We start from the raw sequence: 19,074 nt of genomic DNA, 5'->3' as shown, positions 1-19,074 counted from the left end.
CCCCGCGCCATCAGCCTATCAATTCCATGATTTTTCAACCCTATTAATAGACAGTGCCATGACGAAGGTGGAAGTTTTTGAGCAGGTGATTCGGCAGCACGGGCTGGCTGCGCTGGTGCCCTTTTTACTGGAGCTTACCAAGGAGGACATCGTACCCATTCGGCAGAAGACCCGGCAGCTTCAGCGCGAGCTAGACCGCGTGGTTGAAATCAAGCCCAACTCGTGGGGGAGCGCCATGACGCCGGAGCAGGACCGCATGCTGTTTCTGGCGAGCCTGCGCACGTACTCGCGTAAGGAGGCGATGGCCAATCAGTTCTTTATTTGGGGCTTGCGCAACAGCGTGCAACACAACCCAGCGGCTTTTTGGCAGGTGCTGGAGTGCGCCCGCCCCACTTGGCTGGCCGATTGGCTACTGCTGCGCTCCGAAGCCAATGCCTGGGTTATCGTGGAGTACCCCTTGCTCCGCGAGCTAGAGCAGCGCGGCTTTATCGAGTTTCAGCCCCGGCTTTTTGCGCTGGCCGTACCGAGCCTGCTCAGCAACCTAGGGCAAGAGCTGAGTAGCCAAGCCGCGCCGCCCAGCAACGCGCTAGACGTTATCACGGAGCGCCTACGCCAGGACAAAACGCTTCTGGAAAGGGACTTGCCACTGCTATTTGATTTCAACACTACCCTCGACGGGGCGCAGGCGCACGTGCAAAAAGCCCGGCCCTCGCACTGGCACAACTTCATTCCATCCTTCGATTGGGCGCAGTGGCACGTACAGAACCCCTCCCAAACCGTGACCTGGCAGCAGGTGCTGGGGCGCTTGGTAGTGGTGGGTGAGCTCGACCGGGCCGACCTGCTTACGCGCTGCCTGCTAGCCTTGCGCCGCGACTTCCGCCGCCCGCTACTCACGTGGTTTAAGGAGCTATTTTTAAGCCTAAAGCCGACGCTGACCGAGCGCCTGGCGCGCCAAAACGACCTCGTGGAGCTGCTGGCGCACCCGCAGCCCTTAGTAGTCAACTTCGCCATCGAGCAACTCAAAAACGTGTGGCTGGAGCCAGGTTTCAACCTGGCTCCCTTGCTGCTATACGCCGACAACATCCTCACGCGCCCCGACCTTAAAACTGGCCTTAAAACCCTCCTAGGTGGCTTGGCTAAGCTGCCCCGGCAGCAACCCGCGCAGGCCCCGGCTGTGGCGCTGGTATTGGCCGCCGCACTCGCCCACGCCGATAGCGCCGTGCAAGAGCGGTCCGCCAAGGGCTTGGCCACCTTGCTACAGGCCAAAAAACCGCTGCTCGCCGCCGAGGCACTAGCCGCTACCCGCGCCGCTATTCAAGACCAAGCCGAGCTGCTGGCGGCCCCAGCCCGCCTGGTGCTGGCGCCTTGGCTAACCGCACCTGCAGCTGCAACCGGGCCTCGCGTGTGCTACACGCCACTTGCGCATTTTGTGCCGGATATCTCCTCTAACACGGCTATTGCGCCGGTAGCCGATTGGCACGAGCTGCTGTTTTTGACGGGTGAGATACTGCACTATGATGCCCCGGCCGCATTTGAGCGCTGGCTCGATGGGCTGCTGCGCCTGCAGGACCAGCTACCCGCCGGCTACGCCGAGCAGCTGCGCCCCTACCTGCTGCAAGTGCTGCCTTATTTGAAGGGCAAGTCGGAGACAGAAACCCAAGCCATCGTGGCCGAAAACCACGTCAGCGGCTACTGGGGCTTAGTACAGGCCCTGCTGCTGGGTTGGGCGCAAGGATTTCGTACGCTGCGCGTGCCCAGCGTGCTGGTGCAGACCGACCACGACAACTCCGACCCGCTGGTGCTAGTGGAGCGGCAGCGCCTGGCCGCCGCCGAGTGGCATCTCCACGCTCGCACTGGGCTGCCGCTGCTCAGCACGCCTACCCACGAGCCCTTTTGGATAGCACCTAGCGCATTGTTGCAGCGGCTTTTACAGTACGAAGCCGCTGGCCAGCTGCCCAATGCCGCCGACTTGTCGGTGGCGCTGGCCCGCACCGCCTACGCTGCCAGCTCGCCTGAGGCGCTGGCCATGCTGGCGCAGTTACAGCACGAAGGTTTGCGTGAGCTATTAGGTTGGTTTCTAGGGGCAGAAGATACTGAACCTTGCTTAGTTTCTTTAGCTCCTAAATCGCTAGTGCAGCGCGTGGCCACGGGCTTGCGCAGCCTACTGCCTGGCGAAGGTGCGGCAGGCTCCACGCTGGCCGAAGCCTTGCCTTGGCTGTGGGCCGTGGCCGCCCGTACCAAGTTTCCGGACCGCGAGTTTGCGGAGTGGGCCACCCTACCGGGGGCCGACTATCCCGGCATACGCAGCCCCTGGGTTCCGGCTTGGGAGCTAAAAACCGAAACTACTAAGCACGTAGCCTACTGGCTGTCCGGCAATCCTGAAACTATCCACCGCACCATCAAACTCGATTTTGCCAGCCGGTATACCAGCCAGGATGCGCCTTCGCCCCTGCTGCTGTATTCGCTGCACGTGCGCTTTCGGGGCATGGCGCAGGGGCACTGGCAGCTGGGGTCGGTGGTCCGGTCGCTTTCGTCGCTGGTGCCGCACAACTTGAGCGCGCTGCACTGGCACGTGGTGCGCTCAGTGGCCTGGACCGACAAGCTCGAATCGACGGAGCGCGACGTGCTGCTAGCGGCTCTCCCCACCCTGCTCGATGAGGGGCCAGCGTTTGGTGAGTCTACTACCTTACTACTGGCTGTCAGCCTACTGCATCACGCGCCTAGCTGCCGAGCGCTGGCCTTAGAATCTCTGCTGGGCGCCAGCGCTACAAGCCGCCTGCAGCCCGCAGCGCTGGGCACTTGGCTCGGCCGCCTGCTAGCCGCTGAGTACGCCCCCCTGGCCCGCCTCGCCGACCTGCTGCCCCAGGCGCAGGCCGTTTCGCCCGAAACAGATGATGCCCTGGCCCAAACCCTGGATGCCTTGCTGCCCGAGCTGCCCGCCACCCCGCTCCGCAGCCTGCGCAAGCTGCTAGAGCCGTACGCCGACCTCGTGGCGCGCACGGGCCGACTGGTGCCCGCTGCTGTGCAGGGCCGCCTAGGTGAGTGGCGGACCACTGCCGCGCTCAAGAAAGTCCTTGATAACTTGCCAGCGCCTACTGTCGCTCTAGAAGCTGCTTAGCGATGAAGTTGTCTCTTGAACTTTAAAGGTCATGCAGCGCGCAGCAAAGTATCTCGTGTGGCACAGTGAACCCCTGCGTTCGCAAACGTCAGCACACGAAATACTGCGCGTTGCATAACCAACTATTTACTCTTACTCATGGCTCTGCTCACCATCCTTGACGAAACTGCTGCTGGCAGCATCCTAGGTCGCCTGGAAATCGAAATAGCTCAGGAAATGCTCACCGTGCGCGAGCTGATAGCCCGACGCGTGCACGACGCAGTGGCGGCCTACAACGCCCGCCAAACCGGCCTGTTTCAGGGCTTGGTGCAGCCCACTGAGTCAGAGCGCGCCCTCAATGGCTACCGCCTGCGTCCCGCCAAGCTCATCGATGCCGAGCAGCAGGTGTACCGCGCCCTCGAAGCGTTTCAGAATAACGGCTTTTTCCTGCTTGTCAATGACCGCCAGGCCGAAAGTCTCGATGAGGAAGTGTGGCTCGGGGCCGGCGCCACGGCCAGCTTCGTGAAGCTGACGCCGCTGGTGGGCGGCTAAATGGCTTGTATCACTGCTTTCTGTTCATTCCCTCCTACTACTCTAGATGGCTGCCCCTACTAAAGACCCATTGCTGCACCTGTTTGATGACCCTAGCCCTGAAGCTGTTGAGATGAAGCCAGTGCTGCAAGAGCTGGCTACCGAAGCACTGGCTAAAACTTACAATGAGAAGGTAACCAGCCTACCGGCTTACCGAGCCTTGCTCAAGCAGTCAGCCGCTTACAAGAGCCGCTTCGTGCTGGCCTTGGCCACGGCCATGCACGAGTGCGTGCAGCGTCAAGACTACAGCACCCGCTACGCGCTGGGCGAAGTGCTAACGAGCCTGATGCGCGGCCCGCACACCCTGGGCGAAACCGATTATCTGCGCCTGTTCCGCCTCTACGGCCTCGATTTTTCGGTGGTCGACCACCAGGCCCGGCGCACCGCCGTATGGGGCTACCCGCTGGGCCTGACCCTAGGCCAAGTAGCCAAGCTAGCCCGCCAACAGCCGCCCGGCGAGGCCATGCAAGCCTTTTTACAACAGTTGCTTGACTATGCCGTTGTCACGCCCGGCGACATTGCCAAGCTCATTCCCAAGGTGCAGGAAATCATGCTGCTGGAAGCGGGACCTGGCGCCCTGCCCACGCTGCGGTTCGGCGATGGCGACCCCTTCGGCGACCACCTTAATCAGTTTGCGGCGGGGCTCGATAAAGCGGCGGCCAGCACGGGGCCGTGGCTCCGCCTGCTGCTCCAGTGGCAGAAAGTGAGCGGTGGCCAGCCCACCGCCAAGCTGCGCAAAGAGCTGGATGCCGGCGCCACGGCCGTAGGTGCGGCCGCCGTACGCCAGCAAGCCAGCGAATGGCTGGCCTTGCTGCTGGCAATGCCAGTGGTGGAGCAAGCCCACGTGCACGACTACGGCAACGGTGCCACCTACACGTATCGCACCTACGACTACTTGCAGGAGGGCAACGCCACAGTGGCCAAAGGCCTCATCTGGACCTTGCAGCCGCTGGCCGATGCGCCGCTTTTGCAGCAGCTGGCCGACTTGGCCGCCAAGTGCTACCGCAAGGTGCCCGGCAAAGGTCCCCTGGCGGCGGGCCTCGGTAACGCCTGCCTGCTGGTGCTGTCGCAAAATGGCCTGCCCGGCGTGTCGGCTCTGGCGCGGGTGCGGTCTAAAATCAAGCAAACCAATACGCAGGAGCTGATTGCCAAGCACATTCAGCAGGCTTCGCAAACGCTGGGCGTGAGCCCGGCCGAGATAGAGGACATGGCTGTGCCCGATTTTGGCCTGATAAATGGCCAGGTGGAGGAGGCCCTAGGTGACTACACCGCCACCCTGCTGCTGGCCAGCGGCAAGGCCGACGTGCAGTGGGCCAAGGCCGGCAAACCCCTCAAAACTGCCCCCACCGCGCTCAAGGCTACGCACGCCGACGACCTCAAAGAGCTAAAACTCGCCCAAACGCAGGCTCAGCAAACCTACACCACCCAGCGCGACCGCCTCGACCGTAGCTTCATCGACGAGCGTCGTATCGCGTGGCCGTGGTTTGAGCAGTACTACTTCCGGCACGGCCTGGTGAGCCTGCTGGCCCACGCGCTTATCTGGCGGCTGCACCGCCCCGATGGCACCTTCCAGGATGCGCTGTGGCTGGCCGGCCAGTGGCAAGGTGCCCACGGCCAGCCCGTGCCCGCCCCCACCGCCGACACCGAGCTGCAGCTCTGGCACCCAGTGCTAGCCCCAGCGGCCGAGGTGCTAGCCTGGCGCGAGCTGCTAGAGCGCTACCAGCTGCGCCAGCCCCTCAAGCAGGCCTACCGCGAGGTGTATCTGCTCACGCCGCCCGAGGAGCGCACCCGCACCTACTCTAACCGCATGGCCGCGCACATCCTCAAGCAGCACCAGTTCAACTTCTTGGCCAAGCTGCGGGGCTGGAAATACAGCCTCCTAGGTGCATACGACAAGGGCTACGAGTCGGACAAGGCCACGCTGGCGCTGCCCGCCCAGCAGCTGCAAGCCGAGTTTTGGGTAAGCGAGGTAAACGCCGACGATGCCTGGAACGACACCGGCATCTACCTCTACATCAGCACCGACCAGGTGCGCTTTGTGCGCGGCGACGAGGTAGTGCCGCTACCCGAGGTACCCGCGCTGACCTTCTCCGAAGTAATGCGCGACGTGGACCTCTTTGTGGGGGTAGCCAGCGTGGGCAACGACCCGCTCTGGCGCGACAACGGCGGCCTGGTGCAGTACCGCGACTACTGGCAGCACTACAGCTTTGGTGAGCTAGGCGAGGTGGCCAAAAACCGTAAGCTGGCGCTGGAGCGCCTGGTACCCCGCCTCAAAATCGGTAAGGTGAGCGAGCTATCCGACCGGTTTTTGGTGGTGCGGGGCAAGCTGCGCACCTACAAGATACACCTAGGGAGCGGCAATATCTTGATGGAGCCCAATGACCAGTACCTGTGCATTGTGCCCGACCGCTCGGCCAAGAGCGCAACTGCCACCGACGTGTTTCTGCCCTTCGAGGGCGATGCCGTACTATCCATCATCCTCAGCAAAGCCCTGCTACTAATGGACGACGACAAGATTACCGACGAGACCATCGTGCGGCAAATCAAGTATAAAAAGTAGCCTAGCCTACGCCCAGGGCAGTTGCGCCGGCTTGCATCTTTGCGAGAAACTTACCGCCGAGCCTACCTTCACCTCATGCAGCTACCGGGTATCATCATTGGCGGGGGCATTGCGGGGCTCACGGCGGCCATTGCGCTGCGGCAGCGGGGCCTGGCGGTGCAGGTGTACGAGGCCGCCCCGCATATTTTGCCCGTCGGGGCCGGCATCTGGATGGCGCCCAACGCCATGCAAGTATTCGACCGGCTCGGGCTGGCCGAGCGCATCAACGCGGGCGGCGTGCCGCTGCAAGCCATCGAGATAGTAGACGGCCAGATGCGCCCCCTGCTGCGCACCGACCAGGCGCGCATTCGGCAGCGGTTTGGGTACTCTACTACGGCCATTCGGCGGGCCACGCTCCAACAGATTTTGCTGGCGGAGCTAGGGCCAGCCCACGTGCAGCTCGGCAAGCTCTGTACCAAGCTAACCCAAGATGCGGCGGGCGTCGCGCTCACCTTTGCCGATGGTAGCACCCAGCGGGCGGGCTTCGTAGTGGGGGCCGATGGCATTCACTCGCCGGTGCGCGAGCACCTATTTCCGGGGGTGCGGCCGGGCGGTACGGGGCATCTAGTGTGGCGCGGCATGTCGGCGGTGCAGCTCACGCCGCACTACAAGCGCGCCATTCGGGAGGCCTGGGCCGATGGGCTGCGGTTTGGCTTCTCCGAAATTGCTGATGGCGTGGTCGATTGGTTTGCGGCCGTGCCGGGCACTTTCGACGACGAGCGAGCCGGGCTGCTGGCGCGGCTGCAAGCCGCGTTTCAGGGCTTCGCCTACCCAGTGCCGGCCATTCTGGCGGCGGCCAATGAACCGGCCATTATCCGCAACGAGGTGATGGACATCGACCCGCTACCGAACTGGCACCGCGGCCGCATTTGCCTCATTGGCGACGCGGCTCACGCCACCACGCCCTACATGGGCCAGGGCGGCTGCCAGGCTGTGGAGGACGCCTACGCGCTGGCCCTCACCCTCTCGCAGCAACCTGCCGACCCAGCCGCCGCCTTTGCCGCCATGCAGCGCCTGCGCCGCGCCAAGGCCCACCGCATCGTGCGTACCTCGCGTCTCATGGGCCACGTGGGCTACTTAGGCGGCGCGCTGGGTTCGGTTCGCAATTTTGCCATGCGCGCCGCGCCTAGGTGGGTTAGCGAGCAGCAGTTTTATTCGGTGTATCGGCTGGGGTTTTGAGCAAGTGTTTTAAACAGGCTGTTTAGCTACTCTTCAAGCCTCACGTCTGGTCATGCAGAGCGCAGGGAAGCATCTCGCATGGCGCAGTATTCATAACGTTGAGATTACTGCACCACGCAAGATGCTTCCCTGCGCTCTGCATGACTAAAATCATGTTTTCAAACAGCTTCTGTTTTCACAATGCCGCTATTATTCTTACTAGCATTCTTCAACATCTTATGCTTCATACTATTCGCCCTAGACAAGCGCAAAGCCCAGCGCGGCCAGCGGCGCATTTCTGAAAAGACGCTGCACTTGGCTACGCTACCAGGGGCAGCGCTGGGGGCGTGGGCAGCCATTTTGCTGCTGCATCATAAAAACCGAAAAGCGGCCTTTTGGAGCATCACGTTATTGCTGACGTTAGTGCAGGGCGCGGCTTTTTACTTACTCTATACCTCTTTGGGCATGGGCAAGGCAGCGTAAAAGGCCCGAATGCGCGCCGCTACTTCGGTGGCCCGCGCCAGCACCATCCAGTGCGTGGCACCGGGAAAAATGGCAACTTCCGCGTGCGGAATCTGGGTTGCCAGAAAATGCGCCTGCGAGGGCGGAAAATGCTTGTCGCGCTCGCCCCACAAGATGAGCGTGGGGCATTGCACCCGCTGGTAGCGCGCGGGCAGGCGCGGCAGCTGCGCCTCGTAGCCGGCGCACATGCGCACCACTACCTCGCGCACGGCGGGCCGCCGAAAGGTGCGCCATTGCTCGCGCCGTAGCTCAGCGCTCAGCCCCGGCCAACCGAAGGGCAAGAACGTGTGCAGCGCCCGCCAGTACACCAGCCGCGGCAGGTGGCGCAGCAGCAGCTTATTCAGCCCGAAACGGCGCAGCCACTTGATTTCCCAGGAGGTAGCTTCGTCGCCGCCCACCAGGCTATTGAGTACCACCAGGCTGTGTACGCGCTCGGGGTAGACGGCCGCAAATACCAGCGCGGGCTGCCCGCCCATATCCTGCCCTACAAGGTGTACTTTGGCCAGGCCCCAGGCATCAAGCAGCGTGAGCAGGCGCCGAGCCAGCACCACGGGCGTGGCGCCGCCGGGCCACTCGTCGCTGTCACCCAGGCCGGGCCAGTCGAAGGCAATAACGTGCTTACCAACAGCCAGCAAGGGCGCTAGATTACTGAACACCTGCAGGTTATCGGGGTATCCGTGCAGTAGCACCACGGCTTCGCCCTGCCCTAGGTGGGCCACCCGCAGCCGCCCGGCGGGGTGCGCCTCCAAGGTGGTATCAAGCATGGGCCGGGCGATAATCGTGGGCCAGGCAATCGGCGGCCAGCACGCCCGCGATGGCGCAAAAGCTGACCCACTGGCCGGGGTGCGTGCTGCTGCCGGTGAGGTACAGGCCCTTTATGGTGGGACTGCGGTGGGCTAGCCGGCCCTTGAGCATCAGGCGCGACGTCATGACGGGGTTCATGCTATCGCGGTACAGGTTATAGTCGCGGCCCCACTCGAAGGTGGTGCGCCGGTGCAGCACTTTGTATTCGCTAATGCCCTCTTGCCACCACGGCTCGGCCAGCTGCTGGTCAATGAGTTCGCGCTGGCCTTCCGCGCCCAGCGCGTCGGCCTCGGGGTGGGCCAGCGGCGAAATGAGCCGCGCCGGATACCAGCCATCTTGCGCCAGCTCGGGCGCTAGCAGGCCAGGCTGCACAAAGGCCGTGCACCCCGCACCCCGCAGCTTAAAGCGGATGTAGTACGGTGGCTGCCGGCCCCGCACCGCCAGGTAGGCACAGGTGCCCGGCGACTGCAAGGGTAGCTTTTGCAGCTCCTGCTTCTGCTGCTGTAGCATTTTGTTAGGCTTTGCCTCTACTAGCTCAACATAGGTACCAATACCGGCCGCGTCCGAAACTACAGCGGTGGCTGGCATTAAATCACCGTCGGTCGTCATAACAGCGGTTACTGCACCCGAAAATGCTTCGATGGCCTGCACCTTTGTATTATACTGAATATCAACCCCTGCTGCCCGCGCCTCTGCCTCTAGCAGCTCGGGCACGGCTCGCATGCCGCCCTTAGGATAATATGACCCCACGCCGTGAAACAGGCCGGGCACGAAGGCCATCGGGGCGGGCGCCTGGGTCATGGGCTGTCCGGCAATGTGCGTCCAGATGCCGATGCTGGCTTGCAAGGCAGGCGGCAGCTGGGCCTTATCGAGCACCGAGGCTAAGGAGCTGAGCATGAAGGGCACACTACCTAGGGAGCCGTTGCGCAACACGTCCCACACGCCGGGGTGCGAGTGAAAGGTGAGCGGCTGCACATTGTGGTGCGTGGCCAGCATCTTCTCCACGAAAGCTTTATATAAGGCGCCGCTGCCAGGAAACTGCGCCTCGAAACCCGCCGCTGTAGTGGCCAGGCTGCGGTCGAAAGCTGTGGCGCGACCATCTTCGTGCAAGACGTGGTAGACGTGCTCGATGGGTGTGAGCGGCAGCGCGTCGGGCGCAATGCCAAGCTGCGCGAAGGCCCATTCCAGCCCCGGCTTATCGAGCAAGATGTAGGGCCCCGCATCAAATGTGAAGCCGCCCGCCGTGAAGCCCGAGGCTAGACCGCCGGCCTGCGGCCGGGCTTCCAGCACCTGCACCCGGTAGCCCTGCCGCGCCAGCCGAATGGCCGCGCTGAGGCCGCCCACGCCGGCCCCGATAACGATGATGGGATGAGCGAGGGAAGCGGACATAAACGGCTAAGAGTAATGGTAGAGCAAACATAGGGATTGTAAACTCGTCGGGCAGGCAGTAGCTCAGACTTTCGGTCCGCATGCCGATTGGACCTCCTAACTCGCGGACTAAAAGTCCACGCTACTGGCCACTAAGCCGCTACTTTTACCAAAAAACCGTTCATGCTCCTTCGTTTTTCTACCCTAGCTGCTCGCTTAGCCTTCGCGCTATTATTCGCCACACCAGGCGTACTGTTAACCGCCTGCGGCAACCAGGAAAGGACCGCTGCCGCCAACATAGACTACACTAGGGCCGACGAGGCACTCATCCAAAAATACCTCGCCGACAATAAGATAACTACCGCCCAGCGGCAGCCCTCGGGCCTGTACTACGTGCCCAGCACTCCCAACCCCACGGGCACACCCGCCGCGGCAGGCAAGACGGTATCGGTGCGCTATACCGGGGAGCTGCTTGATGGCACCGTGTTCGACGCCTCGGCCAAGCACGGCAACGAGCCTTTCAGCTTTGTGCTGGGCGAGGGAAAAGTAATTTCGGGCTGGGACCAAGGCATTGCCTTGATGCACAAGGGTGAAAAAGGCGTGTTGCTGCTACCATCGGCGCTGGGCTACGGCCCCGATGGCGCGGGCTCCGACATTCCGCCCAATGCCGTGCTACGCTTCGAGGTCGAGCTACTGGACGTGCAATAAGCTGGTCCAAACCACAAATTGGTTCCCTATGCCTTCTCCCCAAACTAGCATTACCGACGCCGCTCAGCTATCGCCGCAGCTCTTTCCGCTGGGCGATGCGGCCGTGGTCGTGCAGTTTGGCGAGAGCATCAGCTTGGGTACGCACTTGGCTATTCAGGCACTTTATGACCACCTAGGGCAGCAGCCCTTTGTCGGGCTGCGTGAATGTGTACCCGCTTTTACTACCCTCACCGTGTACTATGACCCGTGGCTAGTAAGCGCGCAGGGCCAGCACCCGCCCTACGAGCGGGTATGCGACATCTTACAGCAGCGGCTCCTGGTGGCCCCCGCCGCGCCACTGGCTACCATTGCTACCGTTGAGATTCCTGTGTGCTACGGCGGCGACCTAGGGCCCGATTTAGCGGCCGTGGCCCGGCATACCGGGCTCACGCCGGCCGAGGTTATTACCCGGCATACGAAGCCAGAGTACTTGGTGTATATGCTAGGTTTTGCGCCCGGTTTTCCCTACCTAGGAGGACTGGATACGCGCCTCGCCACCCCACGCCGGGCCGAGCCCCGGCCCCTAGTGCCAGCTGGCGCGGTTGGCATTGCGGGGATGCAAACGGGCATTTACTCGCTGCCCACGCCGGGCGGCTGGCAGCTCATTGGGCGCACGCCCTTGCGTTTGTTCGACCCCACGGCCTACCCGCCCACGCTGCTGCACGCTGGGCAGCACCTGCGCTTCGTGCCCATCAGCGAGGCCGAATTTAATCGCCTGTCGCATGAGCCTTAGTGTTATCCGCCCTGGCCTGCTTACGACGGTGCAAGACCTCGGCCGGCCTGGCTATCAGCACCTAGGTGTGGTACTGAGCGGCGCGCTCGACGCCGTGGCCTTGCGCGTAGCCAACCTGCTGGTAGGCAACCCCCAAACTGCCGCTGGCCTCGAAATCACGCTCTTAGGTCCTGCCATTCGCTTTGAGGCCGACCACCTCGTTGCCCTTACTGGGGCCGACCTCTCGCCCACCCTCAATGGCCAGCCCCTGCCGCTGCACCGGCCGGTAGCCGTGCGAGCGGGCACGGTGCTGGCGTTTGGGGCGGCGCGGGCGGGCTGCCGCGCCTACCTAGCAGTGGCAGGATGCCTAGCAGTGCCGCTAGCGTTGGGTAGCCGCAGTACCTACTTGCGCGCTAGCCTAGGTGGCTGGCACGGTCGCGCCCTGCAAGCCGACGATGAGCTGCCGGTTGGCACGTTTTCGCCCGCTGCTCAACGGCTATGGCAACTGCTCGCACCAGCCGGGTTGCCCGCGCCTTGGGTTGCCGCCCGCTGGCTGCCTGGCCCGGCGCTGTACCCTCTACCGCACGCGCAGCCAGTTATTCGGGCAGTACGCGGGCCCGAATATGAGCAGTTTGCCCAAGCTAGCCAGCGCGCCTTCTGGCATGAGCCCTTCACCATCACGCCCGCCGCCGACCGCATGGGCTACCGCCTGCAAGGCCCGGCACTGACACGCGACTCAGCCCCCGAATTATTATCAAGCGCTGTCACTTTTGGCACGGTGCAGGTGCCGCCTGGTGGGCAGCCCATTGTATTGCTGGCCGATGCCCAAACCACCGGTGGCTACCCGAGGCTGGCCCAGGTCATCACGGCCGACTTTTCGGCCCTAGCGCAGGCGCGGCCGGGGCAGTCTCTGCAGTTTCAAGAAGTTTCTTTGGCCGAGGCGCAGGCGCTGTACCTTGCGCAAGAACGGCGCCTGCAAGGACTACGGCAGGCGATTTCTCTTAAACTCCTTGCATGACCTCTTCCCCTACCGTTGACCTGAACTGCGACATGGGCGAAAGCTTCGGCGCCTGGACGCTGGGCCACGACGCCGCGCTGATGTCCTACCTCACGTCGGCTAATATTGCCTGCGGCTTCCACGCCGGCGACCCGGCCGTGATGCGCCAAACCGTGCGCCTAGCCTTGCAACACAACGTAGCCATTGGCGTGCATCCGGGCCTACCCGACTTGGCAGGTTTTGGGCGGCGCAACATGGATATATCAGCAAATGAAACCTTTGAGATGGTGGTGTACCAACTCGGCGCCCTAGGGGCCGTGGCGCGGGTCGAGGGCGGCACGCTGCACCACGTCAAGCCCCACGGCGCGCTCTACAACATGGCCGCTACTAATGCCGCACTGGCCCAGGCCATTGCTGAGGCCGTGTACAAGGTGCAGCCCGAGCTGGTACTCTACGGCCTAGCTGGCTCCGAATTGACCAAGGCCGGCGAGAAAATCGGCCTGCGCACCGCTCACGAAGTCTTCGCCGACCGCACCTACCAGGCCAATGGTACGCTGACGCCCCGCCGCCAGCCCGACGCCCTCATTACCAGCGCCGAGGCGGCCATTGCACAGGTGCTGCGCATGGTGCAGGAGGGCCGGGTACGCACCCAGCAGGGCTCGGAAATTGCCATCAAAGCCGACACGGTGTGCCTGCACGGCGACGGGGCGCACGCCCTGGAGTTTGCGCAACAGCTTAACCAAGCGCTGCGCGCGGCGGGAGTAACACTGGCCCGCCCGACTTTCACCGCATGAAGCAGTTCAAGACCAGATGGTTCGGCGGGGCCAGCCTAGGAGCCGCGTTTTTGATGGCCAATTCGTCTATCGGGCCGGGCTTTCTGACCCAGACGACCGTCTTTACCCAGCAGCTACTCACCAGTTTCGGGTTCGTCATTCTGGTGTCGGTGGTGCTCGATGTGGGCGCACAGCTCAATACCTGGCGCATTCTCACGGTGAGCGAATTGCGGGCGCAGGACCTGGCCAATAAGCTGCTGCCGGGCCTTGGCTACGCGCTGGCGGCGCTGGTTATCCTAGGTGGCTTTGCCTTCAATATCGGCAACATCGCGGGCTGCGGACTGGGGCTGAATGTGCTCACGGGCTTGTCGTTTGAGCAGGGCGCAATTATCAGCTGCATAGTGGCGCTGGTGCTGTTTTGGGTGCGTGAGGTGGGCCAGATGCTCGACGGCTTCACCAAGCTGTTGGGCACCGTCAAGATTTTACTGACCCTAGGTATTGCCATCAGCGCGCACCCGCCGCTGGGCGAGGCGCTGCATCACACGCTGCTGCCGGCCAAACTCAGCGCGGCGGCCATCGTCACGATAGTAGGCGGTACGGTGGGCGGCTACATCACGTTTTCGGGGGCGCACCGGCTGCTCGATGCGGGCATCAAAGGCCCCGGCAGCGTGACCGAGGTTAACCGCAGCGCCGTGAGCGGCATCGTTATTTCGACCATCATGCGGTTTGTGCTGTTTTTAGCCATCGTGGGCGTGCTCACCCACGGCGCCACGCTCGATAAGGACAACCCCGCAGCCGGCGTATTTCGGGCCGCAGCCGGGGAGGTCGGCTTCCGGGTGTTCGGCGTCATTTTGTGGAGCGCGGCCATCTCGTCGGTGGTGGGCGCGGCCTACACGTCGGTGTCGTTTTTCAAGACCTTTCACCCGGTGTTCGCGCGCTACGAGCGGGTGTGCATCTCGGTGTTCATCATCTTATCCACCAGCATTTTCGTGCTCGTGGGCAAGCCGACGCAGCTACTAGTTTTTGCCGGCGCCATCAACGGCCTGATACTGCCCATCGCGCTGGCCGTGGTGCTCATCGCCGCCACCAGCCGCCGCCTCATGGGCACCTACCGCCACCCTCGCTGGATGCTGGCCGCCGGCTGGGTCGTGGTCGTCATCATGGGCGGGCTGAGTGTTCCCGTGCTGGTAGAGCAGGTGAGTGGGCTACTGCGGTAAGCAACAATTGGAACTAGAATAGCTACTTTTTCGCAATTCGTAACGATGATTTTTTATAGCGCCTCACCTTTCGAGAGGCCTCTTTAGTATCCTCAACTAGCGGCTCCTCAGTTGGCAGAGTAGCTTTGGCGTGCGGATAGACAGGTGCCTCAGCTTCCGCATGAGTTGCCAGCTGCGCCAGCAACTGCCGCTGGCGAGCCCAGCGCCGATAGCGCAAATAGCCGCCCACACCTACCAAGGCCAAGCTCCCCACACACATCAAACAGAATTCATCATCCTTAATAGGTTCTCGGGATAGCGGCGGCGCAACAGGTGCAAACTCAGGCTGAAGGACAGGTAATACATCTGCTACAGGTATGGTGTCAGCTACTTGCTGGCTAATCATCGGCGCAGGCCCAGGGTCTAGCTCACGAAGCGGACCCAAGGCTTCCGTAACGGCCGTTTTTTCCCTTAGATTGGATGCCTCAAGTACAGACGAAGCCCCTCCTCCTACTGGTGTGGCATAGCCTGGTATATGAGAACCGTTTCCCAATGGAGTAGCGACACCCGAAGTACCTAGGTGGCCCACCGTAAAAGGCCCACTTGGCTTAGACGAAAAGCCGTGGTAACTAGGCGTGGCGTGCAGGCCGCCCCATGGAGCAGACGAGTGGCCAAAGCTACCGTGGAAGCCCCCACCCGCGTGTCCGCCACTACTGCCATGCTCACCCCCGCCACCATGTCCGCCTCCACCCTTAGCTAATGCTTGAGGAATAATACTTCCTATACTAGCAATCAGTAGCCAGCACCTAATAGAGTGCTTCATGAGGCAGAAGAAACGCGACACAGATGCTTTAACAAGCTTAACATGAACTGAAAATCAAAATTTCAAACTCATTCTTACTCTATACCCCGCACCGCCCCAGCAGTGCCGCGTGGTGCGGTGCCCGGCGCAACACCACCTCGTTGCCAAGCAAAATGAGCTGTTGGCGCGCCCGCGTGAGGGCTACGTTGAGTTTGCGGTCTACTTGGCCGGTTTCGTCGGGCGAGACCATGAGCTCTAGCTGGTGCTCTTGATGGCAGCAGAAGCTCACAATAATCACTTCGCGCTGTGAGCCTTGGTAGCGTTCCACGGTATCGACGCTGATGTGCAGCAGGCCGGGCAAGTCCAATTCTATGGCCAGTTGGGCGAGGCGGGCGCGGATGCGGGCGGCCTGGTTGCGGTAGCTGGCGATGATACCTAGGGTGCTTTCGGGGTTGAAGTTGCGGCCGTAGCCTTGGGCCACGTAGACGGCGGCGCGGGCGGCTAGCTCGGCTTCCTGGGCCGATTCCTTCATCGATAAATCTTCGGGCTGGCGGCGGGTGGGCACGAAGATGAGGCGCTCGTTTTGAATGCGTTGCTGAAATGCATCGGCGGGCGCGGGCCAGGTGGGTCGGCTCAGGGGCTCGTGCTGCCACAGCATGGGGCAGCGCAGCAGGCCTTCATAGAAGTCGTCATTTACTAGCGCCACCAGCTCCGAATGCATGCGGTAGTGGTCAGCCAGCGTGCCGTGGGCGTGGGGCCAGTGGGCTTCGGCTCGCTTGAAGAGGCGCTCGAAGTACGAGTTGCGCAGGTTGCTGAGGCCTAGCTCCTGACGCAGCAGGCCGGCGGCTTCGGGGGCGATGGCGCTGGCTTCGGGCTCCTGGGTGACTACGGCGGGCAGTTGGCGGTGGTCGCCGATGAGGATGAACTTGGGCACTTTGGCCAGCAGCGCCAGCATGGGGCCTTCGAGTACCTGGCTGGCTTCATCGACTACGGCTAGGTCGAACTGCTTGAGCAAGAACAGCTCGGGCTTGCCCAACAGGCTCGCCACGGTGCCCACGTAGAACGGGCAGCCGGTGAGGCGCGCCCGCACCGTTTGGCGGTTGGGGCAGTCGCGTATCATGTTGTCGAGCAGGTAGGGCCGGTACTGCGCAGACGTGCCCAGCCGCGAGCCCACCCGGATAAACGGCAGCCCGGCCGCCACCAGCTGCTCGCAGATTTCATCGACGGCGCGGTTGGTGTAGGCGGCCAGCAGCGCCTGCTTGTCGTCTTTGTAGAGGCGCTCAGCCAGCTCGCGCAGCACGGCGCGGGTTTTGCCGGTGCCGGGCGGGCCGCAGAGCACAAACCAATCTGGCGCGGCCAGGGCGCGGCGCACCACTTCGGGCGCGGTGATGGCAGGTGGCGCGGTGGCATCCCAGCCCTCGGGCGTCCGCGGACCAGTGCGGGCCATGAGGCGCTGCCGACGCTCGGGCGCGAGACCTAGGAAGGCCGACAAGCCCGCCCACTCGCGCCGAAAGGTGTCGTAGGTATCGGGCTCCAAGGCCCAGTGCGAATGGCCGGCCAGGTAGCGCGGGGCCAGGCGGCGGTTGCGCACGCTCAGCACCACTAGGCCGTCGGCGGTGAGGTCTTCGGCGAGCGTCACCTTCACCACTTGGGCGTCAAGCACGCTGAGTTGGTGGTCTTGGCCGTGCTTGCGGCGCGGGTACAGAATGAGCGTATCGCCCGCCCGGAAGTTCACTTCTTTGCCACCCACCGGGCGCCGGAAGATGAGGTGCGGCCCTAGGCCGTCGCGGGCGGTGTCCTCGGCGCTGCTATGGTCTTCGAGGAGTTCAAGCTCATCAAGCAAACTGAAGTTCTGCTGCTTGCGGGCGGCGGGCAGGCGCCAGAGGCCGGCTTGACCGCCCGCATCGCCGGGGCGCGAATCGTCGCCGAGCAGGGTCAGGCGCATTTCGCGAGCCACGAAACGGGTCATTTCGAGGCAGTAGGCGCGCTCTACGGGGTCGGCGGCGGCCCAGGCATTGGCGATTTTCTCGGCCTTAGTGCGGCCGAAGCTGGGCAAGGCGGTAAGGTTGGGGTGCAGCACCGGGCTCAGCAGCTTCTCGACCTGGGCGGGCGTGGTGGCGCGGGCCAATTGCAACTCGGTGCCCACAAGCTGGTTGCGGGCCATGAGCAGGCGGTCAACCAGTTCGGCGTCCTGGTCCACGCGCCGCACGGCCGACTGGTCGAGCGTCGCATTGGAATACAAAATGCTGGTGCGGCCGCGGCCAGCCGTTTCGCCATCGGCCCCGAATACCGATTCGAGCAGCAAGCGGTAGAGCTGGGCCTGGGCGGCGTGGTTGCTCCAGGGCTCGGCGTGCGGCACTTTGGTCGAGCTTTTCAGCTCCACGATGTCGTAGCCAGTCGGGCTTTCGTGCAAGAGGTCGAGGCGGCCCTGCAAGCCGTAGGTAGCCGACAAAAACGCGGGTTCCAGAAAGCAATCGGCCACGCGCAAGGGCTGCTGCTGGTAGCCGGTGCGGCTGCCCGCAATGAAGCCCTGCACGCGGGTATTGCGCAAAGTCTGGTACTGGCGGCGCAGGTCGTTGAGCAGCTCAGGCACGCCATTGCGGGTCTGGAACTCGGGCAGCGCGCTAATGGTGAGCGGGTTGGAGCGGAAGAGCCGCTTCTTGAAAAAGCCCTCTAGGTCGAACTCTGTGGCTTTACTTACTGGCTCCTCCGCAAACTCGATTTTGCCGGTGGCCTCGTCTACCTCGGCCAGCACGGCGGCCGGGGGCAGGCTGGCCCACTCCTCCTGCCGGGCGGCGTGGCTCACTTCCTCGTCCAGCAGCATGTTCACGAGGTTACCGACTACCAGCGGGCGCGAGGTTTCGTCGGGCTGAAACGCCTTGAGCAGCGCCCAATCGGGCAGGGTGCCGCCCGCCTGCGCGCACTCCGCAATGGTGGTGACGCTCACCAGGTAATCGGGCTCCAGCACCACGCGGCGCGGCCGAATGTGGCCATTGGGCTGCATCACGGGGTTTACGAGGTGCAGCACCGGGTGCAGGGCTGCAGCCAGCGGCAGCAAGTTGTCGTAGGCGGCGGGCAGGTCAACAGTGAACGGGCCGCTGGGCCGGTTGTCGGCGGGCACGCACAGTTCGGCGGTGAGCTGGCCGGTCCCTAGGTCAGCGTGCAGCACCTGCACCCGCCACACCGGGCTGGCGGCGGGCACCGGCGCTTCGGCTTCCAGCAGGGCCATGGCTTGCTCTTCGGCGCTCGCCACGGCCCCGGCCGGCAGCGGGCCCGTGTACGCCGCGCCGCTGAGGTGGCGCACCAATTCGGCCACAGCTAGGAAGCCGGTAGCCACTTCGGCCGCCGTGCCCGGGTAGCTTTCGTGCAGCACCAGGTTGGCCACGAGGCGCAGGTTTTGGAGCTGGCGGCGCAGCAGGGGCGGCAGGTTGTGGTCGTAGGCTACGAGGCCAATGGCCTGGCTAAGGTCAGCAAAGGGCGCTTCGCGGCGCTTGCACTCGTCGCGTAGCACCTGGGTCAGCAGCTGGCGCAGCTTGGGTAGCTGGTCGGCGGGTGTGGCGGCGGGCGCGCTGGCTAGCGCGGCGAGGCGGGCGTAATACGTTTCGGACAAAATCAGGCAGCAAAAACTATCCTTAAAGGTAGCTAGGCGAGACCGCAAAGCTCAAGTGACCAGGTGTACTTTGCGTCTTCATAGCAATGAGGACTAGT

Annotated in this window: 14 protein-coding genes; 10 read left to right on the top strand and 4 right to left on the bottom strand. The window is 63.2% G+C overall.

All coding sequences use genetic code 11. The annotated features are described in order from the left end of the window. Nucleotides 1-58: 58 nt before the first annotated feature. The 5 genes from JAO77_RS04935 (at nt 59) to JAO77_RS04915 (ending at nt 7,928) form a co-directional block, all read left to right on the top strand. Entirely contained in the window at nt 59-3,118 is a 3,060-nt protein-coding gene (locus tag JAO77_RS04935) for a DUF6493 family protein (RefSeq protein ID WP_198989182.1), read from the top strand. A 138-nt stretch (nt 3,119-3,256) separates the two neighbouring features. Continuing rightward, a complete protein-coding gene (locus JAO77_RS04930; protein ID WP_198989181.1) occupies nt 3,257-3,649 on the top strand; it encodes a hypothetical protein in 393 nt (130 codons plus the stop codon). Nucleotides 3,650-3,695: 46 nt separating this feature from the next. After that, nucleotides 3,696-6,248, top strand: a complete 2,553-nt coding sequence (locus tag JAO77_RS04925) for a DUF4132 domain-containing protein (protein WP_198989180.1) — start codon at nt 3,696-3,698, stop codon at nt 6,246-6,248. A 75-nt stretch (nt 6,249-6,323) separates the two neighbouring features. Further along, complete coding sequence (locus tag JAO77_RS04920) at nt 6,324-7,466, top strand: FAD-dependent monooxygenase (RefSeq protein WP_198989179.1); 1,143 nt, start codon at nt 6,324-6,326, stop codon at nt 7,464-7,466. A 180-nt stretch (nt 7,467-7,646) separates the two neighbouring features. Continuing rightward, nucleotides 7,647-7,928 (top strand): DUF1294 domain-containing protein, encoded by a 282-nt coding sequence (locus JAO77_RS04915; protein ID WP_198989178.1) that lies wholly within the window; start codon nt 7,647-7,649, stop codon nt 7,926-7,928. On the opposite strand, the gene JAO77_RS04910 is transcribed toward JAO77_RS04915, so the two are convergent. Both JAO77_RS04910 and JAO77_RS04905 read right to left on the bottom strand, forming a co-directional pair. After that, nucleotides 7,895-8,731: an alpha/beta fold hydrolase gene (locus JAO77_RS04910; protein ID WP_198989177.1), complete on the bottom strand. Its 837-nt coding sequence runs from the start codon at nt 8,729-8,731 to the stop codon at nt 7,895-7,897. The genes JAO77_RS04915 and JAO77_RS04910 overlap by 34 nt on opposite strands. Continuing rightward, nucleotides 8,724-10,160 (bottom strand): phytoene desaturase family protein, encoded by a 1,437-nt coding sequence (locus JAO77_RS04905; RefSeq protein ID WP_198989176.1) that lies wholly within the window; start codon nt 10,158-10,160, stop codon nt 8,724-8,726. Before JAO77_RS04905 ends, JAO77_RS04910 begins: the two co-directional genes overlap by 8 nt. A 162-nt stretch (nt 10,161-10,322) precedes the next feature. Here JAO77_RS04905 and JAO77_RS04900 point away from each other — a divergent pair, with 162 nt between their 5' ends. The 5 genes from JAO77_RS04900 to JAO77_RS04880 are packed head-to-tail and all read left to right on the top strand — an operon-like array spanning nt 10,323 to nt 14,585. Next, nucleotides 10,323-10,847 (top strand): FKBP-type peptidyl-prolyl cis-trans isomerase, encoded by a 525-nt coding sequence (locus tag JAO77_RS04900; RefSeq protein WP_198989175.1) that lies wholly within the window; start codon nt 10,323-10,325, stop codon nt 10,845-10,847. A 28-nt stretch (nt 10,848-10,875) separates the two neighbouring features. Next, the gene (pxpB, locus tag JAO77_RS04895) at nt 10,876-11,619 is read left to right on the top strand and encodes a 5-oxoprolinase subunit PxpB (RefSeq protein WP_198989174.1); all 744 of its coding nucleotides are present in this window, start codon (nt 10,876-10,878) and stop codon (nt 11,617-11,619) included. After that, nucleotides 11,609-12,616, top strand: a complete 1,008-nt coding sequence (locus JAO77_RS04890; RefSeq protein ID WP_198989173.1) for a 5-oxoprolinase subunit C family protein — start codon at nt 11,609-11,611, stop codon at nt 12,614-12,616. Before pxpB ends, JAO77_RS04890 begins: the two co-directional genes overlap by 11 nt. Beyond that, nucleotides 12,613-13,389, top strand: coding sequence for a LamB/YcsF family protein (locus tag JAO77_RS04885; protein WP_198989172.1), 777 nt, complete (start codon nt 12,613-12,615; stop codon nt 13,387-13,389). Before JAO77_RS04890 ends, JAO77_RS04885 begins: the two co-directional genes overlap by 4 nt. Continuing rightward, nucleotides 13,386-14,585 carry an NRAMP family divalent metal transporter gene (locus tag JAO77_RS04880; RefSeq protein ID WP_198989171.1) on the top strand — a complete coding sequence of 400 codons (1,200 nt, stop codon included), beginning with the start codon at nt 13,386-13,388 and terminating at the stop codon, nt 14,583-14,585. Before JAO77_RS04885 ends, JAO77_RS04880 begins: the two co-directional genes overlap by 4 nt. A gap of 22 nt (nt 14,586-14,607) precedes the next feature. Here JAO77_RS04880 and JAO77_RS04875 read toward each other — a convergent pair whose 3' ends face one another. Continuing rightward, nucleotides 14,608-14,970: a hypothetical protein gene (locus JAO77_RS04875; protein ID WP_198989170.1), complete on the bottom strand. Its 363-nt coding sequence runs from the start codon at nt 14,968-14,970 to the stop codon at nt 14,608-14,610. Nucleotides 14,971-15,466: 496 nt separating this feature from the next. Then, a complete protein-coding gene (locus tag JAO77_RS04870; protein ID WP_198989169.1) occupies nt 15,467-18,976 on the bottom strand; it encodes a DEAD/DEAH box helicase in 3,510 nt (1,169 codons plus the stop codon). Nucleotides 18,977-19,074 lie beyond the last annotated feature (98 nt).

Source organism: Hymenobacter sp. BT559 (assembly GCF_016427535.1).
Lineage (GTDB): Bacteria > Bacteroidota > Bacteroidia > Cytophagales > Hymenobacteraceae > Hymenobacter.
This window is presented reverse-complemented; position numbering and strand designations above follow the sequence as displayed.

What these genes read in the sequence shown, in the direction of transcription:
- JAO77_RS04935 (WP_198989182.1), top strand. Translation starts at nt 59, where the DNA reads ATGACGAAGGTGGAAGTTTTTGAGCAGGTGATTCGGCAGCACGGGCTG.
- JAO77_RS04930 (WP_198989181.1), top strand. Translation starts at nt 3,257, where the DNA reads ATGGCTCTGCTCACCATCCTTGACGAAACTGCTGCTGGCAGCATCCTA.
- JAO77_RS04925 (WP_198989180.1), top strand. Translation starts at nt 3,696, where the DNA reads ATGGCTGCCCCTACTAAAGACCCATTGCTGCACCTGTTTGATGACCCT.
- JAO77_RS04920 (WP_198989179.1), top strand. Translation starts at nt 6,324, where the DNA reads ATGCAGCTACCGGGTATCATCATTGGCGGGGGCATTGCGGGGCTCACG.
- JAO77_RS04915 (WP_198989178.1), top strand. Translation starts at nt 7,647, where the DNA reads ATGCCGCTATTATTCTTACTAGCATTCTTCAACATCTTATGCTTCATA.
- JAO77_RS04910 (WP_198989177.1), bottom strand. Translation starts at nt 8,731, where the DNA reads ATGCTTGATACCACCTTGGAGGCGCACCCCGCCGGGCGGCTGCGGGTG.
- JAO77_RS04905 (WP_198989176.1), bottom strand. Translation starts at nt 10,160, where the DNA reads ATGTCCGCTTCCCTCGCTCATCCCATCATCGTTATCGGGGCCGGCGTG.
- JAO77_RS04900 (WP_198989175.1), top strand. Translation starts at nt 10,323, where the DNA reads ATGCTCCTTCGTTTTTCTACCCTAGCTGCTCGCTTAGCCTTCGCGCTA.
- pxpB (WP_198989174.1), top strand. Translation starts at nt 10,876, where the DNA reads ATGCCTTCTCCCCAAACTAGCATTACCGACGCCGCTCAGCTATCGCCG.
- JAO77_RS04890 (WP_198989173.1), top strand. Translation starts at nt 11,609, where the DNA reads ATGAGCCTTAGTGTTATCCGCCCTGGCCTGCTTACGACGGTGCAAGAC.
- JAO77_RS04885 (WP_198989172.1), top strand. Translation starts at nt 12,613, where the DNA reads ATGACCTCTTCCCCTACCGTTGACCTGAACTGCGACATGGGCGAAAGC.
- JAO77_RS04880 (WP_198989171.1), top strand. Translation starts at nt 13,386, where the DNA reads ATGAAGCAGTTCAAGACCAGATGGTTCGGCGGGGCCAGCCTAGGAGCC.
- JAO77_RS04875 (WP_198989170.1), bottom strand. Translation starts at nt 14,970, where the DNA reads ATGATTAGCCAGCAAGTAGCTGACACCATACCTGTAGCAGATGTATTA.